The following is a 15,029-nucleotide window of genomic DNA, read 5'->3' as shown; positions in this document are numbered from 1 at the left end:
AAACATATGACCCACAAACAGGCGGCCTTTGCATCGGCGGCGGAGAGCATTATCAAAAATTTAGAGAAAAGGAATATGGAGGGTTATTTTTTTGAAGATTCTGCATCCTGCATAGAGGCAATCATTTCCTCCATTCCGGAAAACAGCATAATTTCCTGGGGCGGAAGTGAAACAATAAAAGAATCCGGCCTCATGGACCGGATAAAAAAAGAAAATTATTCTTTATTGGACAGAGACGCCGTACCCGATGAGGAAAAGCGTAAGTTATATGCGCAGACGATGCTCGCCGATTATTATCTGATGAGTACCAATGCCATCACCCTTCAAGGAGAATTAATAAACATTGACGGCCGCGGTAACCGCGTGGCATTCTTAACCTTCGGGCCGGAAAACGTAATCGTTCTGGCAGGCATGAACAAGCTGGTCACAGACGTGGAAGGCGGAGTTAAGCGCACACGTAATATTGCAGCTCCGGCTAACGCGAAGCGTCTCGACAAAAAGACGCCTTGCAACGCAACCGGACATTGCGGGGACTGCTTCTCCAACGACTGCATGTGCAGCCAGCTCGTCATCACCCGCCGCAGCGGAATTAAAGGCCGCATTAAAGTATATCTGATAGCGGAAGAACTGGGTTATTGAACCAGTTCTTCCATTTTTCTTTTTAGAACATTCGTAATTTCACTTACTTCTACCGTTGCTGCCGCAATTTCTTCCGTTGCCGCTGCCAAACTCGTCACCTTGGCATTTACACCGTCGATAATTTCAATCAACTGTCCGGCTCTGTTCTGCAGATTTAAAACAGCTTCCCCGATTTTAAACTGATTTTCCTCGCTGTCACTCGCCGTCTCTTTAGAAGAATCCGCAAGCTTCTTGATATTCTCTGCGATAATGGCAAAACCTCTTCCCGCGCTGCCCGCTCTTGCCGCCTCAATACTCGCATTCAAAGATAACAGGTTTGTTTCATCGGCAACATTCGTGATTTCCTCATTGTTTTTCTGAAGCCCCTGCACCAAGGTTTCAATGGCGCCAAGCGCTTCTTTCAATTGTTCGCTGAATTCCACGACTTCTATCATCAGCATGTTAATGCCCGTACTTTCCTGCGCATTGTTATTGTTGCCCTCGGACATTTCCCTGATAGACTTATCCAAATGTTCGAAATCAAAAACAAGACTTTCCATAAGAGCAGAAATCTGCTCGTTCTTCACCGCTATCATTTCATTCTTTTTCTGCATCTCTTCCGAAAGATTCTCTACACGCTCTTTATCCTTTTCTACTTCATCTTTCATAAAGTGAATACAGCTTGTTTTCGTATTACAGCCGTTATAAACAGCCTGTACCATATCCCGGCATGTATTATAACCGCAAGCGGAACAGTTGATCGCTCTATCCTGGGCGGTCAGCTTATTCATGCTTCTGAAGATTTGATCGGCTTCTTTTTCATCCAGCTTTTTGATCATTACTTCTTTGGAGCGGTCCTTATAATTTCTTACAAAATCATTGATATCTAATTTGGCAAAGGCACTGTTCAGCCTTTTCAGCCTCTGTTTTTCTGTCAGTCCCTTAGCAAAAGGATGATTCCTTCTTTTTCTTTTGCTCTTTTCTTTTATTTCCTGCAGAATATATAAATTATCTTCCGACGCTTCCTTTTCTTCTTCGATTGCCGTTCCGTATACACATCCTTTCGAGCAGTTAAGAGCATCTACCATAAAAGGCAATTCTTTGTTACTCCGTACCCGCTCCTTATAGTTTTCAAGGAACTTATACATGTGCTTTTCCCCTTCAATCTGACGTACAAAAACATCTTCTCCGCAGAACCAGTAGACATTTTCTTTCAGACCTCCGGGCATTGGATACACGGAACCCAAACCATATTCTATTTCATCCGTAACATCGGGACCTGTTATATGATTCTCTCTCACGTATTTCATAAGATGGTCAAACGTCACATTGTAAGATATATGACCATAAGTATTCGGATCCTCTATTTCATTTTTCTTAGCGATACAAGGACTGATAAACGCCAGTTTATCGGAGATGTTCATATACTTTTTGGCATATATAGCACTGCACATCATCGGCGAATGTATCGGAACTAATTGAGGAATAAGTTCGGGTATATATTTCTCAACATATCCGACTACTGCTGGGCATGGCTGGGAGATTCCTCCTGTAAAATTATGCTCCGTTATGTATTTGATATACCCCCATGTGGTAATATCCGCGCCGAAGCTTACGCTGATAATATGATTTACTCCTAACTTTTTCAAACCGCCCAATACCGAAGCATATTCTTTCGGATAATTTGCCAGAAAAGCCGGTGCCAGTAAGAGCGAAATCTTCTCCCCTTTCTTCAAATCCTCGAAAAAGCGTACCGTATCATCCTGAAAACTTCTTGCCTCATGCTCGCAAGCATCGAAACATGCTCCACAGCTAATGCACACATTACCATCCACCACAATCTTGCTCTTTCCGTCTTCCTCCACCGCATGATTTGCCGTTAATACCGGACATACAGAAATACACTTATTGCACCCAATACAATTTTCATTTGTGTAGACTAATGATTTTCCTGCGTTATTTCCCATTCCCCATTCCTCCTTCGTATAGTTTTTCACTGATATATATTTTTTTAGCGTGCCAAAGGCATGTATCAGTGAAAAAAGATACATGCCCCCTCTTTACAAAATAAAAACTAAGCCAACGGATACTTCTCCGTCAATTTCTGCACAATTTCCCTTGCTTGCGGAATCTTCTCTTCTCCGCCCTTGATTACCAGCGCAATGGCCTCCGCAATCGCATCCATATCTTCGGTATTCATACCGCGTGAAGTTACTGCCGGTGTTCCGAGTCTGATGCCGCTCGTAACAAACGGAGACTTCGGATCGTTAGGAATCGTATTCTTATTTGAAGTAATATGTGCCTCATCCAATAACTTCTCAACCTCTTTACCGGTCAAATCGAAGTTCGTAAGGTCTACCAACATAAGATGGTTATCCGTACCGCCGGATACGATCTTAATACCTCTGTTAAGAAGTCCGCTGCAAAGCGCCTGCGCATTATCCACTACTTGCTGCTGATACTTCTTGAAGTCTCCCGAAAGTGCTTCTTTAAAACATACCGCTTTTGCTGCGATCACATGCATAAGGGGGCCGCCCTGAATTCCGGGGAATATTGCTTTGTTAAAGTTATACTTATCAGCGGCTTCCTGATTGCACAGAATCAGACCGCCTCTTGGGCCTCTGAGCGTCTTATGGGTCGTTGTCGTTACCACATCCGCATATGGGATCGGATCCGGATGAAGTCCTGCCGCTACAAGTCCTGCAATATGCGCCATATCCACCATGAGCACTGCTCCCACCTCGTCCGCTACTTCCCTGAATTTCTTAAAATCGATGGCTCTCGCATATGCCGATGCTCCTGCGATAATCATCTTAGGCTTCGTCTCCAAAGCAATCTCTCTCAATTTATCATAATCGATAAAGCCTTCGTCATTAACTCCGTAAGGAACGATATTGAAATATTTACCGGAAATATTGACCGGACTTCCATGTGTTAAATGTCCGCCGTGAGCGAGGTTCATTCCCATGATGGTATCGCCCGGTTCGCATATTGCGAACTGAACCGCAAGATTAGCCTGCGCTCCCGAATGAGGCTGTACGTTCGCATAATCACATCCGAATAATTCCTTGGCTCTTTCGATTGCAAGATTTTCTACCACGTCCACGCAATCGCAGCCGCCATAATATCTCTTCCCCGGATACCCTTCCGCGTATTTGTTCGTAAGCGGGCTCCCCATTGCTGCCATGACCGCTTCGCTTACCCAGTTTTCCGATGCTATCAGCTCAATATGGGAATTCTGTCTGTTCTGCTCGTCCACGATCGCCTGCGCGATTTTCGGATCGATTTTCTTTACTTCATCCAATGAATACATATCCTTTTCCTCCGTCCTCTTTATTCCGCTAAAGTTCATCTTGAAGTATAACATAGTTTTTTCAGAATGAAAACCATTTAAAAAGAATATCCTATTAAGGAATATTTCAGAGATACTTGCGTATTTATAGGCATATACAGCCTTTTTGTATACTTTATGTGACTTTCAGAATAAGTCTGTTTCAGCTGCTATTAACAAAGGGCAAATATTCACATCCCGCCTCTCTTATGTATTAAAAATTCCAAACTGTAAAAATCATATTCTCAAACTTATTGATTTTCGACAGACTTTTACACTTCACACCTCAAAACACATATAGTAGTACTATAAGAAACCTTAAGGAGTAACATAACAGCATGGATAACAATACCGGAAGACTTCCGGATAATCAAAATGATGTAAATCAGGGTTCCATTCCCTATATAACCAACCTTCGGCAAGAGGTCTTAGATAACACTCTTTTTTATACTACAAGATGGACCAGCAAAAAAATACAATTCGCACTTATGTCCGTGCCTGTCGATACGGAAACCGGGCTGGATGTCCATTATACTTCTGATCAATTCTTTTATATCGAGAAGGGTGAAGCATTGATCATCATGGGCTCCTGCTATAATTGCATTAACCTTCAATCTTACGCGTCCGAGGGCTATTCAATAATCGTTCCAGCCGGTATGTGGCATAATGTAGTAAACATCGGTAATTTGGATTTAAAAATGTACAGCATCTTTGCGCCGGCTTTACATTCCTACAATACTGTTTTCAGAACAACGCAAGAATGGTTTGATTACTATGAAAATTATTAATATTTTCTCATCCCCCCCTATTACCGTGACAATTTTAACGTTTAAAGTCTGAAAATGCGTTAAAAACAGAGAAAATGCCAATCGGAACGCACATTTCTCTTTAGGGAAATAAACAAGTTTCCAAATCTATCCGGTGGAATAATATAGTATTGAGATAATCCTCATATTTGACTCCTAAAATTTTATACAAACGGCACAACACAATAACTGTTGTTTCATCATAACCCAGAGAAAGGCAGCGTAAGGAATATTCCCAATGCGCTGCCTTTTTTGCGGGCAAAGAAGAAAAGTGTGCTGCGCATCCATTGTTTATATAATAGAGACACTTTCTTAATTACATAAATAGAAAGACACCCATCCGAAGACGAGCGTCTTTTCCATGTAAAAGGGGAAACTATTCTTCCACACCAATATCCATCAGACAAAGCCAAAGTACCGAAGCAGCCCTAAGTAAATGCCATAGGCAAATCCGTATGGGTTATTACGTAATTTTTCCGCATCCGAAAGGTTGCTCAAATATGCTAGTTCGACAAGGTTTGCCGGCATAATTACATTTCTCAAAACATATAGGGAAGGGTTTTCCCTGATTCCATTATTTCTCGTTCCAGTCACCTGGTTTATTCCATACATGATCCGTTCAGCCAGCCATTGAGCCTGCGTACCGTATTGGTAAATATACACTTCTGTCCCATTGATAGCAGGATCGGGGCTATAATTGCAATGAATGCTGATAAAATAGTCTGCCGGCCACTCATTGGCCATGCGGACTCTCTCTGCCAGGCTGGTCGTGTTATTTGTTCCTAGTACTGTATTGGGTTCCGGCCTGGACACACGTGCCTCAAACCTTGGATCATTGTTCAGCAGGTTCCGTAAATAAATCCCCACCTGATAATTTATTTCTGATTCTTGCAAACCGTTTGCTTCCGCACCGCTGTTAAAATACCCGCTGGGGTTATGTCCCTGATCAATAAATATCTTAATAGCCATATCAGCATTTCCTTTTCTTATTAACTATTATAAATATATTCCGGGTTCTCCCGATTGCTACCTTTTTTCCTCCTTTTTTATACTATAGGAAAAACCTTGCTGTTTTAACGTGTGAAGGTGTACTTTGCACACGTTTGTTCTACTATGTGCAAAAGGATACTTGACCTGATTAATACTAAAGACATGATATAAAGCATATACTTCGTGTAACCTTCTCATTCAATATTACAAAAGCCCAAATTGAAGAAACGACTTCTTACCTATTTCTGATTAAGTACGGCACATTAAGATTAAGGAATATTTAAGAAATTATATCCAATGGCTTATTTACTTCCTTACAAAATACTGATAAAATGAGGATTGATTAAAAAGCGGTATATATTTGATGCAAATGAGGGCGTGCTATGTATTATGTGATTGTAAATCCCGCTTCCAAATCCGGACGGGGACGGCAGATGTGGACAGAACTGGAAGAGATTTTCAAGGAAAAGGAAATATCACATAAGGTTGTCTTTTCAAAGGGAATCGGGCATGTTACTCAGGTCGTTGCAAAGCTTACCGCTCCTCTTGCCGATAATCCTGATGCAGAGCCTATCAAGTTGATTATTCTTGGTGGTGACGGCACTATGAATGAAGTGCTTCAGGGCATCAGCGACTTCGATCGTGTATGGCTGGGCTATATCCCCACCGGTTCGAGCAACGATTTGGCAAGAGATTTACAGCTTCCGAAGGATCCTTTGGAGATTCTTTCCTCTATTATAGAAGGGAAGGTTACACGCACCATGGACATTGGACTGCTCACCTATGATAATCCGCCGGGAGAAACTTCCAGGCTTCACGCACAGGAGATACCGGACACCCGGTATTTTTCCGTAAGCAGCGGTATCGGCTTCGATGCTGCCGTATGTGAGGAAGCACTGGCCTCCCGTTTTAAAAATATATTAAACAAGCTGGGGCTTGGAAAGCTTACCTATCTCGTTATTGCTTTAAAGCAATTGATTGCTGCAAGGTCCGTCTCCTGCGACATCTATCTGGACGACGCAGAGGAACCCATTCACCTTGACCGCTTTTTGTTTACTGCATTCATGATCCACAAGTACGAGGGCGGAGGCTTTAAATTCTGTCCGGCGGCAGATTCTGCTGACGGAGTTTTGGATTTATGTGTAGTAGGAAACCTGCCTAAACCGGTTTTGTTGCTGGCTCTTCCTACCGCATTTTTCGGAAAGCATTACATATTTTCTCAAATAAAACATTATACGGCATCGAAGGTAAGGCTTACCGCCTCCATGCCGCTTTGGGTACATACCGACGGCGAAGTATATGCGAAGTCCGACAGTATCATTATCTCTTGTATTTCACAGAAAATAAAATTAATGATGTGATTTTTAGTCTGCCATGGGAGGGCATGAGGTGCGTAATGAAAACTTTTTATGAAAAATATAAACATGGGATACCGCTCATGATTTATGGAGTCATTTATCTGACATGGTTTATGTATCTGGAGGAACACGTTAAGAGAAACTTCCGTGTCATTCATGTGGCATTGGATGATTATATTCCTTTTTGTGAATTTTTTGTCATTCCGTACTTTTTATGGTTTGTTTACGTATCGGGAGTAGTCATTTACTTCTTTTTCAAGAACAAAGAGGACTATGCCAAGTCCTGCGTATTCTTCATTACCGGCATGACCATTTTTCTCATTATTTCCACACTGTTCCCCAACGGACACCATTTACGTCCCGCCATCATGCCAAGAGACAATATTTTTACCCATTTGACGACTTACCTGTACAGCACGGATACCGCTACCAACCTGTGGCCCAGCATCCATGTATATAATTCGCTTGGAGCTCATTTTGCCATTGTAAAAAGTCCCCGCCTGGCGGGTAAAAAGTGGGTAACCAGAGGTTCGTTAATTACATGTGTTTCCATTATTCTTTCCACCATGTTCCTCAAACAGCATTCCTTATTCGATGTGGTCACCGCTTTCATCATGGCCGCTGTCATGTATGGCGTTGTATACAAATATGATATTGTCATGGCATACAAGGAAAGAGCTCATGCCCGTAAAAAAGCAGCACCGCAGGTCAACTAAGACCTACGGTGTTTTTTTAATTAATTGAATTTGAAAAATCGCTGGCAAATGCGGTAGCCTTCTACCGAAATCTTTCTTCCGCCCTTTCCGGGCAGATTCATAGAGCTTCCGAGAATGCCGTATCTAAGCTTCGTATAAAGCATTCTGTCCTTCTGCCTGATATAGTCCCAAAGCTCCTTCTTTTTCTCGAGATGTTCCTCGCTTCCTCCCCGGATAAGTAGTATGGAGGAAATAGTCGTTATGATTTCCAAATAGTTGAACATATATTTCTTCATTTTGCGGTTTGCTTTGATTTTAGCCTTATTCTCCGCCATATAATCCACCATGATTTTATTGACCTTAATTTGCTGATCGATCCTGGAAATCATGATTGTCTCGTTTACTGACTGGCCCTCCCGCCCGATGTAATAGCGGTAGAAGTTTACGTCCAGATAATACATGTTTTTTACAAAAGGAAGGGGCTCGAACACATACAGATTGTCCACATAAAAGGTGTGCTCCGGAAGCTTCAGCCCGCAGTCTTTCAAAAGCTTCGTCCGAAAGATAACGGAGTGCATGAGGATATACTGTCCCTTACGGAAATATCTCACGTCGTCCCATGTAAACATTTCGTTCTGGGGCAAGGCGTGATGATAACGCATTACCTTGTTCCTTTTCTCACCTTCTTTTTCATAGACAAAGTTGCTGATCAGCATATCCAGCACCTTTTCTCCTCCTGTCAAATCTCTCAGGGTATCCAGTATCTGTATATAGTCGCTTTCCTTTACCCAGTCGTCACTGTCCACCACTTTGAAAAACAAACCGGAGGCATTTTCTATTCCCGTGTTCACGGCTGAGCCATGTCCTCCGTTTTCCTTATGCACCGCATGTACAATGGACGGGTATTTCCCTGCATACTCATCTGCAATTGCTGCGGTACCGTCCTTAGAACCGTCATCCACTATGATGATTTCCACATCCTCTCCGCCTACAAGCAGAGATTCCACACATTTTCTCATATACCCTTCCGAATTATAGCAGGGTATTGCAATTGTCAATAACTTCATCTTCTTCCTCCAACCATTAAAATTTATAGATTTTATGATTTTTCATCCTTAGAAGCCCTTTTTTAAATTATTCCCTATCTTCTTCTTTGCTGCCGCGATTGCTGCCAATAACAGCAGCCCGGCCAGGATACTCCCTATTCCAACGACGAAACATATTCCTTCTATATTCATCCTAAAAGCCTGCCTATTAAAATATACTGTTCTTATTTTGTACAGACAGAACAGATTTCATTCCTCGTCATACGCCTAATTTAATATCCAGATATTTTGCGTAAGACGCATAGGCCGCAGGAATCGGATAGCGCTCTCTCGCCTCGTCCTTATCGGCGAATATCCAGCCGGCTTTTGCTACACCCTCCTTCGGAGCTTCCAGCTCGTCGATATTAATCGCATAGCCTATCATATGCCATTCCTTATGGGAAAAAATATGCTTTGCTTCTCCGATTCTCTGAATACGGATAACCCTAAGCCCTTTCGACCTTAGGAAATAAAGCACCTCTTCCTCCGAGCGATGTCCTTCCAGCATAGGAAAACCATACATCCCAGCTAACAACCCCTTTTCCGGTCTTTTTTCGAAAGCAGCCTTATCCTCAGCCTTGATGACGAGCACTGTCTTTTCTTCTATGATCCTTTCCTTCTTCGATTTCTTTTTTGGAAATTCAAAGATTTTATCCTGTAAATGTGCCTTGCAAAAGCCTTTCCAAGGGCACTCCATACACTTCGGCGCACCGTTTGGCAGGCACACTGTAGCACCAAGCTCCATCAGCGCTTGATTGAAGTCGCCCGGCCTATCCTCGGGTATTACGGCACCTAACTCCTTTTCTACCCTGCTCTTCGTCTTCTGGGAAAGGATATCCTCTCCGTCCATGCGCAGTCTGGAAAGTACCCGCAACACGTTGCCGTCTACCGCAGGCACCGCCTTCCCATAAGCGATGGAAGCTATCGCGCCCGCCGTATAACTCCCGATTCCCGGAAGATCCATGAGCTTCTCATACCCGGACGGCATGATACCTTCGTATTTCTCCATAATTATCTTCGCAGCGCGCTGCAGATTACGAACCCGGTTATAATAGCCCAGACCCTCCCATAGCTTTACCAAACGTTCTTCCTCCAAGCAGGCAAGGCTCTTCACATCGGGTACCTGACCGATAAATCTGTCAAAATACGGCTTCACTGCCTCTACCCGCGTCTGCTGCAGCATGATTTCGGAAAGCCAGACATAATAGGGCATAGGATTTTCTCTCCACGGAAGTATTCTCCTGCCCCTGTCATACCATGAAAGCAGCGGCTTCGCAATCAAGTCCAACTCAGTCAATACTACCGGCACCGGGTCGCGAAGTTCCATGCTGTCCGGCGTTACCTCACAGTCATAGGCCAGAATCTTCACACCTGCCTCCCGTGCTTCCAAAAGAGCCTGTGCAAAGGCAGGATGGGTTTCCACATTCGGAGCAAAGAAATCCACTTCCTTCATCTGGACTACCAAGACAATATACGCACTATATCCTTCCTTTATTGCCTCCGCCAGCTCTCCCACATGCTTCACGGCACGCTCCGACGGGGCATCAGGAAAATACACCGCGTTATCCTTTTCCAGCGTCACGCCTTTTACCTCGAGGAAAATTTTTTCCTCCTCCGTTTCTATATAGAAATCAAATCGGGAATTTCTATAGACCTTTTCCGGATATACATTTTTTAATCCTGGAAAAAGCTCCTTTTTCAGAAGCCATTCGTGCACCGCTTTATTGGGTGCCGACGAATCCATATTTATCATACGCTCGCCCTTTTTTACCGATACCAGATCATAAGCGGTGGCGCGCTCCCCATTGTCACTCTTTTCCAAATAGACCGTGGCGCCGGGAGTCAAAAGCTCCCTGCATCTCCCCGTATTTTTCACATGAACCTTTTCTTTTTTTCCGTTTATCTCCACATAGGCAATAAAACGGTTCGGACGCTCCAAAAAACTGCCCTCCGTAATGTTCCTATACTTCATTTCAATACCATATCTTTCCTACAAATATCTTTTACTCTATGAGTGTATTTTACTTTATGAGTGTATTTTACTCATTGTTAAACCACCGCTTCGCAATCAACATGCAAAAAATGCCTAGCGCAATCTGTTGCATTCGAATTTCTCCAACTTAAGGAGACAATTTCTAAGCTCCACATACCTTTCCTCTATATCGCCGGGCTTCACTTCTATATCCGTAGCTATTGCCATGACATTGATCATATCGTCGGTAATGCGGTGATGAATGCCAGTTAGTATATTCAACCGCTCCTCATAAGAGTCCGCATCAAGGAATTTTAATACTTGCGGATCAATATTCAGCGCTTGCTCTTCCTCTTCGTCTGTCGATTGTATTGCCGTTGCATTCGTCAATACCCCTTCCGGTTCTATCGCCAGTTCTTCTACCAATTTCTTTGCAGGCTCTATTTCTGCTTTTTTCACTACTTCTTTTGAACGCTCTATTTCTGCTTTTTTTACTACTTCTCTTAAAGACTCTATTTCTGCCTTTTTCACTTCTCCTGCAGGTTCTATTTCCGGCTTTTTTGCCGCTATCGACACCACTTCAAACCGGTATTCCTGCGTTGCCTGAGGATATTTTTCCTTATCCAGCTTCTCCAGAAACATATCCATAGATCTGGCATAAGTCTTATAATTTCCATACATAGCCTGATATATGACAAGCATTTCTCCCGTTTCCGAGTGCTCTGCTATCGTAATGATCTGATAGGTATTTCCCTTAAAATGCCTGTAAATCTCATGTGGCTGGGGTATATGCTGCATAATGTATCCTCACTTCTTCCTTAAATTTTAACACTGCTCCTATCATTATAATACCCCGCCGTCAACTTGTCATGCTTTTCCTGCTACTAATCTGTCCTTTTACCACCATTAACCCTTACTCTCTACGCTTTAACCCGCACTCTTTTTTCGGTTAATCATTTTCAAGCTCTAAAAACACATAGGAGAACCGGCTCTCCTCCTCCGGAAATCCCACGCCCGAAAGCTCCGTCTTAATGCTCTCCCTCCCGGTTTTATCCAAGCTCTGAAGTCTTTTATGATGAATCAAAACGGTATACTCATTTGGCATATCCTTCTCCGTCACCTTTGTCATTGTTATGCCACAATTTTTATATCCGTATTCCGCCAACACCTCCCTTATCTCTCCGATATATTCGTTCTCTATTGCGCGATAATACTGTCTATCCGCCAAATCTCCATCCTTTTCCCGGCTCATCACCGTTCCTTTCACACAAAATAAAATAACTGCTATAAATAATAACGTTACTGTTAAGCATTTCTTTTCAATAATTACACACTTTTTCTCTTTTCTCATATCCTTCTATTCCTTTCGCTTGCACATATTTTTGTCTTCTCTTCCCTTTCTTTTATTATATCATTTTATAAGTCCAATAAAACGGACTCTGACTCCCGAACGTTAGAACAAAAATGTGCTTCGCACACTCCCGCCACCAAGTACTTCAGCAGCACAGCTTTTGTTCCGCGCGCGTAGCTGCGCATCCATTTTTATGTAATAGGAGCACTTTCTATTACATAAAAGTAAAAAGCCTTTCCCCGGTGTCAAAAAACACCTTAGAAAGACTTTTCTACACATAATATTATATAAAATCTGAAAAAAGACCGTGTCGGTTCTACGCCTCAGCGCTTCACGCCTCTTCATCGAAAAATACAAAAATATCTCCTTCTCTACATTATCACTTATTGCAGTTCGGGTTATCTCCGTAATACCGTCCCATGTCATAGGAACTTACGGATACATCATAGAGAGTAATTCCATTCTAACTCAGAATCTCAGCAACCATTACCTTCTACCCCAGAATCTCAGCGACAATCCTATTCACCAAGGCACCATCCGCTTTCCCCTTCACCTTCGGCATCAGCTCCTTCATCACCCGGCCCTTATCCTTCGCAGAAGGACTTTCGATTCCCAAAGACGCCAGCACTTCCCCTATTGCTCCCCGAATCGCTTCCTCACTCATCTCCTCCGGAGCGAACTCGCCAAGCACCTCAAGCCTCTTTTTACACTGCTCCTTAATATCCCCCCTATCCTCCGGAGCAAGCTCCATCGTCTCCTTCGTCTGCTTAATCTCCTTCTTGATTACCTCATACTCCTCGGCCTCCGTCAAATCCTCCCGCTTATCAATCGCCTTATTCTTAAGCGCTCCAAGCAGCATAGACAAGGTTTCCTTCCTATCCTTATCCTTATTCTTCATCGCCGTTACCATTTCCGCTCTGACTTCATCAATCTTACTCATTTTTTACCCTTTCCTTTCTTATTCTCCATATCTTCATGCTAATACTTCATACTTTTAATACCTGTGAATTTGGGCAAGTGCACAATATTTGAATGTAAAATAGCAAACAAAATAATTTTTTAAAATAAAATCCATTTTTTACTCGATTCCCCCTCTACTTCCAAGCCCATCTCTTTCTCCACCCTCCCGCTTCACCGCTCTCTACTGATTTTTTGTGTAATCCCGTAACCTTGGCGGGGACTTTCTTCGGCAGCTTTGGGTTCGCGTGCGTCGGAAGAGAACCCAAAGGCTGCCGAAGAAAGTCCCTCACAACCTCCCTCCCCACACACAAAATCACCCCACCCCACTATACTTCACAATCAACAACTCCACGCTCATCACATCATTCATTCCCCCCGTCTTCACCGCTTCCTCCGCCTCCACACAAGCCTCCAGCGCACTCCTCAAATCCGCGCCGCTGAATTTGGAAGACTGAGCCGCATATTTGCCAGCGATAAAAGGCAAAAGTCCTACCTTTTCCCCAATTCTTTTATTATCATAGCCCTTGACTTTTAATTCTTTCACTTGAAGAAGCATATTATACTGCCTCGCAATCAAAAAAAGAATACGCATCGGCGGTTCCTTTAACGCCAGCAAATCGTAATACAAATTCAGGGCTGCCTTCTGCTTCTTATCCGCAATAGCATTCACCATATCAAAAATATGGTTGCTCACCCTATGCGTACATATATCCTCAATATCCTGCTCCGTCACCGCATCCTTTTCCATACAATAACACATCAGCTTTTCTAACTCTTTGCGTATATTCTCCATATCCGTTCCTGTCTTTTCCATAAAATAACGGAGCGCCGAACCGGATATCTTCTTATCCTCTTTCTTTATCATACCCAACACCCATTTTTGAAGCGTCTCCTCGCTCTGAATGGGGAATTCAACAGCGGTGCTTTTCGCAGATACCATTTTAAAGAGTTTACTCCTTTTGTCTACCTCTGTCTCCACAAAAACAAAATAGGACGTTGCGGGAGGCTCATTCAAATACTCCGCCAGGACTTCGCCTCCCTGTTTGAAAAGTCCGCTGTTTTCAATAATAATCACGCGACGGTCTGCAAAAAAAGGCATGGTTTCCGCCAAATCGATTACTGCGCCAGGAGATACATCTTTTCCTTCGAAATAATTATAATTCATCGTATCTTCCTCATCCGTCAGCGCGCTCTTAAGTCTGTCCCGATACTGCTTGCGAAGATATGCCTCTTCTCCGTATAAAAGATATATATTTTTCAATTGTCCCGTCTTAATATCTTCGTTGATGCGCTGCATAATATCTCCTTCTGTCGTATTTACTTCTTCATTATAAATACCTTTTATTTCGCTGTCAAACCTTCCGTAGTACTGCCTGCCGCAGAACTGCCGTACTCATGCGGAAGCATTAAAAAAATCCAGCAGATGATATGGTATTAAAAAATACATTAAAAATTCAGCGGTAGCAATAAACCCGGCAGTCAATAAATACGCCCTGTGCATTTCTACCTACGAGAATTATGGAGGGTACGAAACATCGAAGATACTTAAAAGCCTTGTAACCCTTTCAGGTGCAATATTGAGCGGCACAATAACGGAAAAAGTTCCGTTCAACAGCGATTATTCCGCAAATACCAAATTAAATAACAACGCAAGAAAGTACGCTCTTAAGATTTATAATGATATTTCACATAAAAAGCCCTATACCTTACAAAGCCTGAAACAGAAATTAGTAATCGCCATCGGTCTTAAGCCCTTTATACTTCGTAAGAAGGGCGCCTATACCGGTGTACAAAAAAGGTGGGCAGACCTCGGATTATTATAAATATATATGTGAAAATCGGACATTTGGCCTTCCCCTGCAA

15 protein-coding genes are annotated in these 15,029 nt (G+C 42.9%); 5 read left to right on the top strand and 10 right to left on the bottom strand.

The genetic code is table 11. From position 1 onward, the window contains the following. Positions 1 to 6: 6 nt before the first annotated feature. A complete protein-coding gene (locus CC90_RS0101750; protein WP_031389117.1) occupies positions 7 to 639 on the top strand; it encodes a lactate utilization protein in 633 nt (210 codons plus the stop codon). On the opposite strand, the gene CC90_RS0101745 is transcribed toward CC90_RS0101750, so the two are convergent. Next, positions 633 to 2,585: a [Fe-Fe] hydrogenase large subunit C-terminal domain-containing protein gene (locus CC90_RS0101745; RefSeq protein ID WP_031389116.1), complete on the bottom strand. Its 1,953-nt coding sequence runs from the start codon at positions 2,583 to 2,585 to the stop codon at positions 633 to 635. The two genes, CC90_RS0101750 and CC90_RS0101745, sit on opposite strands and share 7 nt — an antisense overlap. A gap of 107 nt (positions 2,586 to 2,692) precedes the next feature. Then, complete coding sequence (locus CC90_RS0101740; RefSeq protein ID WP_031389115.1) at positions 2,693 to 3,931, bottom strand: serine hydroxymethyltransferase; 1,239 nt, start codon at positions 3,929 to 3,931, stop codon at positions 2,693 to 2,695. 356 nt (positions 3,932 to 4,287) lie between these two features. Here CC90_RS0101740 and CC90_RS22055 point away from each other — a divergent pair, with 356 nt between their 5' ends. Continuing rightward, positions 4,288 to 4,737: a cupin domain-containing protein gene (locus tag CC90_RS22055; protein WP_051869233.1), complete on the top strand. Its 450-nt coding sequence runs from the start codon at positions 4,288 to 4,290 to the stop codon at positions 4,735 to 4,737. Positions 4,738 to 5,154: 417 nt separating this feature from the next. Here the strand turns inward: CC90_RS22055 and CC90_RS0101730 are convergent, their stop codons facing one another. Further along, entirely contained in the window at positions 5,155 to 5,724 is a 570-nt protein-coding gene (locus CC90_RS0101730) for an N-acetylmuramoyl-L-alanine amidase family protein (protein ID WP_031389113.1), read from the bottom strand. A 404-nt stretch (positions 5,725 to 6,128) separates the two neighbouring features. Between CC90_RS0101730 and CC90_RS0101725 the strand changes: the two genes are divergently transcribed. Together CC90_RS0101725 and CC90_RS0101720 are read left to right on the top strand one after the other, a co-directional pair. Continuing rightward, a complete protein-coding gene (locus CC90_RS0101725; RefSeq protein ID WP_031389112.1) occupies positions 6,129 to 7,106 on the top strand; it encodes a diacylglycerol/lipid kinase family protein in 978 nt (325 codons plus the stop codon). 35 nt (positions 7,107 to 7,141) lie between these two features. Next, a complete protein-coding gene (locus CC90_RS0101720) occupies positions 7,142 to 7,819 on the top strand; it encodes a phosphatase PAP2 family protein (RefSeq protein WP_031389111.1) in 678 nt (225 codons plus the stop codon). Positions 7,820 to 7,839: 20 nt separating this feature from the next. Here the strand turns inward: CC90_RS0101720 and CC90_RS0101715 are convergent, their stop codons facing one another. The 7 genes from CC90_RS0101715 to holA all read right to left on the bottom strand — a co-directional run bounded on the left by CC90_RS0101715 (position 7,840) and on the right by holA (position 14,463). After that, entirely contained in the window at positions 7,840 to 8,865 is a 1,026-nt protein-coding gene (locus CC90_RS0101715; RefSeq protein ID WP_031389110.1) for a glycosyltransferase family 2 protein, read from the bottom strand. A gap of 48 nt (positions 8,866 to 8,913) precedes the next feature. Further along, positions 8,914 to 9,036 (bottom strand): hypothetical protein, encoded by a 123-nt coding sequence (locus CC90_RS24780; protein ID WP_278245441.1) that lies wholly within the window; start codon positions 9,034 to 9,036, stop codon positions 8,914 to 8,916. A 67-nt stretch (positions 9,037 to 9,103) separates the two neighbouring features. Beyond that, positions 9,104 to 10,855 carry an A/G-specific adenine glycosylase gene (gene mutY, locus CC90_RS0101705; RefSeq protein WP_031389109.1) on the bottom strand — a complete coding sequence of 584 codons (1,752 nt, stop codon included), beginning with the start codon at positions 10,853 to 10,855 and terminating at the stop codon, positions 9,104 to 9,106. A 114-nt stretch (positions 10,856 to 10,969) separates the two neighbouring features. Beyond that, positions 10,970 to 11,653 (bottom strand): DUF1653 domain-containing protein, encoded by a 684-nt coding sequence (locus tag CC90_RS24490; RefSeq protein ID WP_035315097.1) that lies wholly within the window; start codon positions 11,651 to 11,653, stop codon positions 10,970 to 10,972. 151 nt (positions 11,654 to 11,804) lie between these two features. Then, entirely contained in the window at positions 11,805 to 12,206 is a 402-nt protein-coding gene (locus CC90_RS0101695) for a hypothetical protein (protein ID WP_031389107.1), read from the bottom strand. Between the two features lie 493 nt (positions 12,207 to 12,699). Further along, positions 12,700 to 13,146 carry a GatB/YqeY domain-containing protein gene (locus tag CC90_RS0101690; RefSeq protein ID WP_031389106.1) on the bottom strand — a complete coding sequence of 149 codons (447 nt, stop codon included), beginning with the start codon at positions 13,144 to 13,146 and terminating at the stop codon, positions 12,700 to 12,702. A gap of 333 nt (positions 13,147 to 13,479) precedes the next feature. Further along, complete coding sequence (gene holA, locus CC90_RS0101680; RefSeq protein WP_031389105.1) at positions 13,480 to 14,463, bottom strand: DNA polymerase III subunit delta; 984 nt, start codon at positions 14,461 to 14,463, stop codon at positions 13,480 to 13,482. A 280-nt stretch (positions 14,464 to 14,743) separates the two neighbouring features. On the opposite strand from holA, the gene CC90_RS0101675 reads away from it, so the two are divergent. Continuing rightward, entirely contained in the window at positions 14,744 to 14,989 is a 246-nt protein-coding gene (locus CC90_RS0101675; RefSeq protein ID WP_031389104.1) for a hypothetical protein, read from the top strand. The last annotated feature ends 40 nt before the right edge of the window (positions 14,990 to 15,029 follow it).

This window comes from Kineothrix alysoides (assembly GCF_000732725.1).
Taxonomy (GTDB): Bacteria; Bacillota; Clostridia; order Lachnospirales; family Lachnospiraceae; genus Kineothrix; species Kineothrix alysoides.
Note: the sequence above shows the minus strand (reverse complement) of the source record. Positions and strands in the feature narration are given on the sequence as shown.

What these genes read in the sequence shown, in the direction of transcription:
- CC90_RS24490 (WP_035315097.1), bottom strand. Translation starts at nt 11,653, where the DNA reads ATGCAGCATATACCCCAGCCACATGAGATTTACAGGCATTTTAAGGGA.
- CC90_RS0101690 (WP_031389106.1), bottom strand. Translation starts at nt 13,146, where the DNA reads ATGAGTAAGATTGATGAAGTCAGAGCGGAAATGGTAACGGCGATGAAG.
- CC90_RS0101725 (WP_031389112.1), top strand. Translation starts at nt 6,129, where the DNA reads ATGTATTATGTGATTGTAAATCCCGCTTCCAAATCCGGACGGGGACGG.
- holA (WP_031389105.1), bottom strand. Translation starts at nt 14,463, where the DNA reads ATGCAGCGCATCAACGAAGATATTAAGACGGGACAATTGAAAAATATA.
- mutY (WP_031389109.1), bottom strand. Translation starts at nt 10,855, where the DNA reads ATGAAGTATAGGAACATTACGGAGGGCAGTTTTTTGGAGCGTCCGAAC.
- CC90_RS0101715 (WP_031389110.1), bottom strand. Translation starts at nt 8,865, where the DNA reads ATGAAGTTATTGACAATTGCAATACCCTGCTATAATTCGGAAGGGTAT.
- CC90_RS22055 (WP_051869233.1), top strand. Translation starts at nt 4,288, where the DNA reads ATGGATAACAATACCGGAAGACTTCCGGATAATCAAAATGATGTAAAT.
- CC90_RS0101695 (WP_031389107.1), bottom strand. Translation starts at nt 12,206, where the DNA reads ATGAGAAAAGAGAAAAAGTGTGTAATTATTGAAAAGAAATGCTTAACA.
- CC90_RS24780 (WP_278245441.1), bottom strand. Translation starts at nt 9,036, where the DNA reads ATGAATATAGAAGGAATATGTTTCGTCGTTGGAATAGGGAGTATCCTG.
- CC90_RS0101720 (WP_031389111.1), top strand. Translation starts at nt 7,142, where the DNA reads ATGAAAACTTTTTATGAAAAATATAAACATGGGATACCGCTCATGATT.
- CC90_RS0101745 (WP_031389116.1), bottom strand. Translation starts at nt 2,585, where the DNA reads ATGGGAAATAACGCAGGAAAATCATTAGTCTACACAAATGAAAATTGT.
- CC90_RS0101750 (WP_031389117.1), top strand. Translation starts at nt 7, where the DNA reads ATGACCCACAAACAGGCGGCCTTTGCATCGGCGGCGGAGAGCATTATC.
- CC90_RS0101740 (WP_031389115.1), bottom strand. Translation starts at nt 3,931, where the DNA reads ATGTATTCATTGGATGAAGTAAAGAAAATCGATCCGAAAATCGCGCAG.
- CC90_RS0101730 (WP_031389113.1), bottom strand. Translation starts at nt 5,724, where the DNA reads ATGGCTATTAAGATATTTATTGATCAGGGACATAACCCCAGCGGGTAT.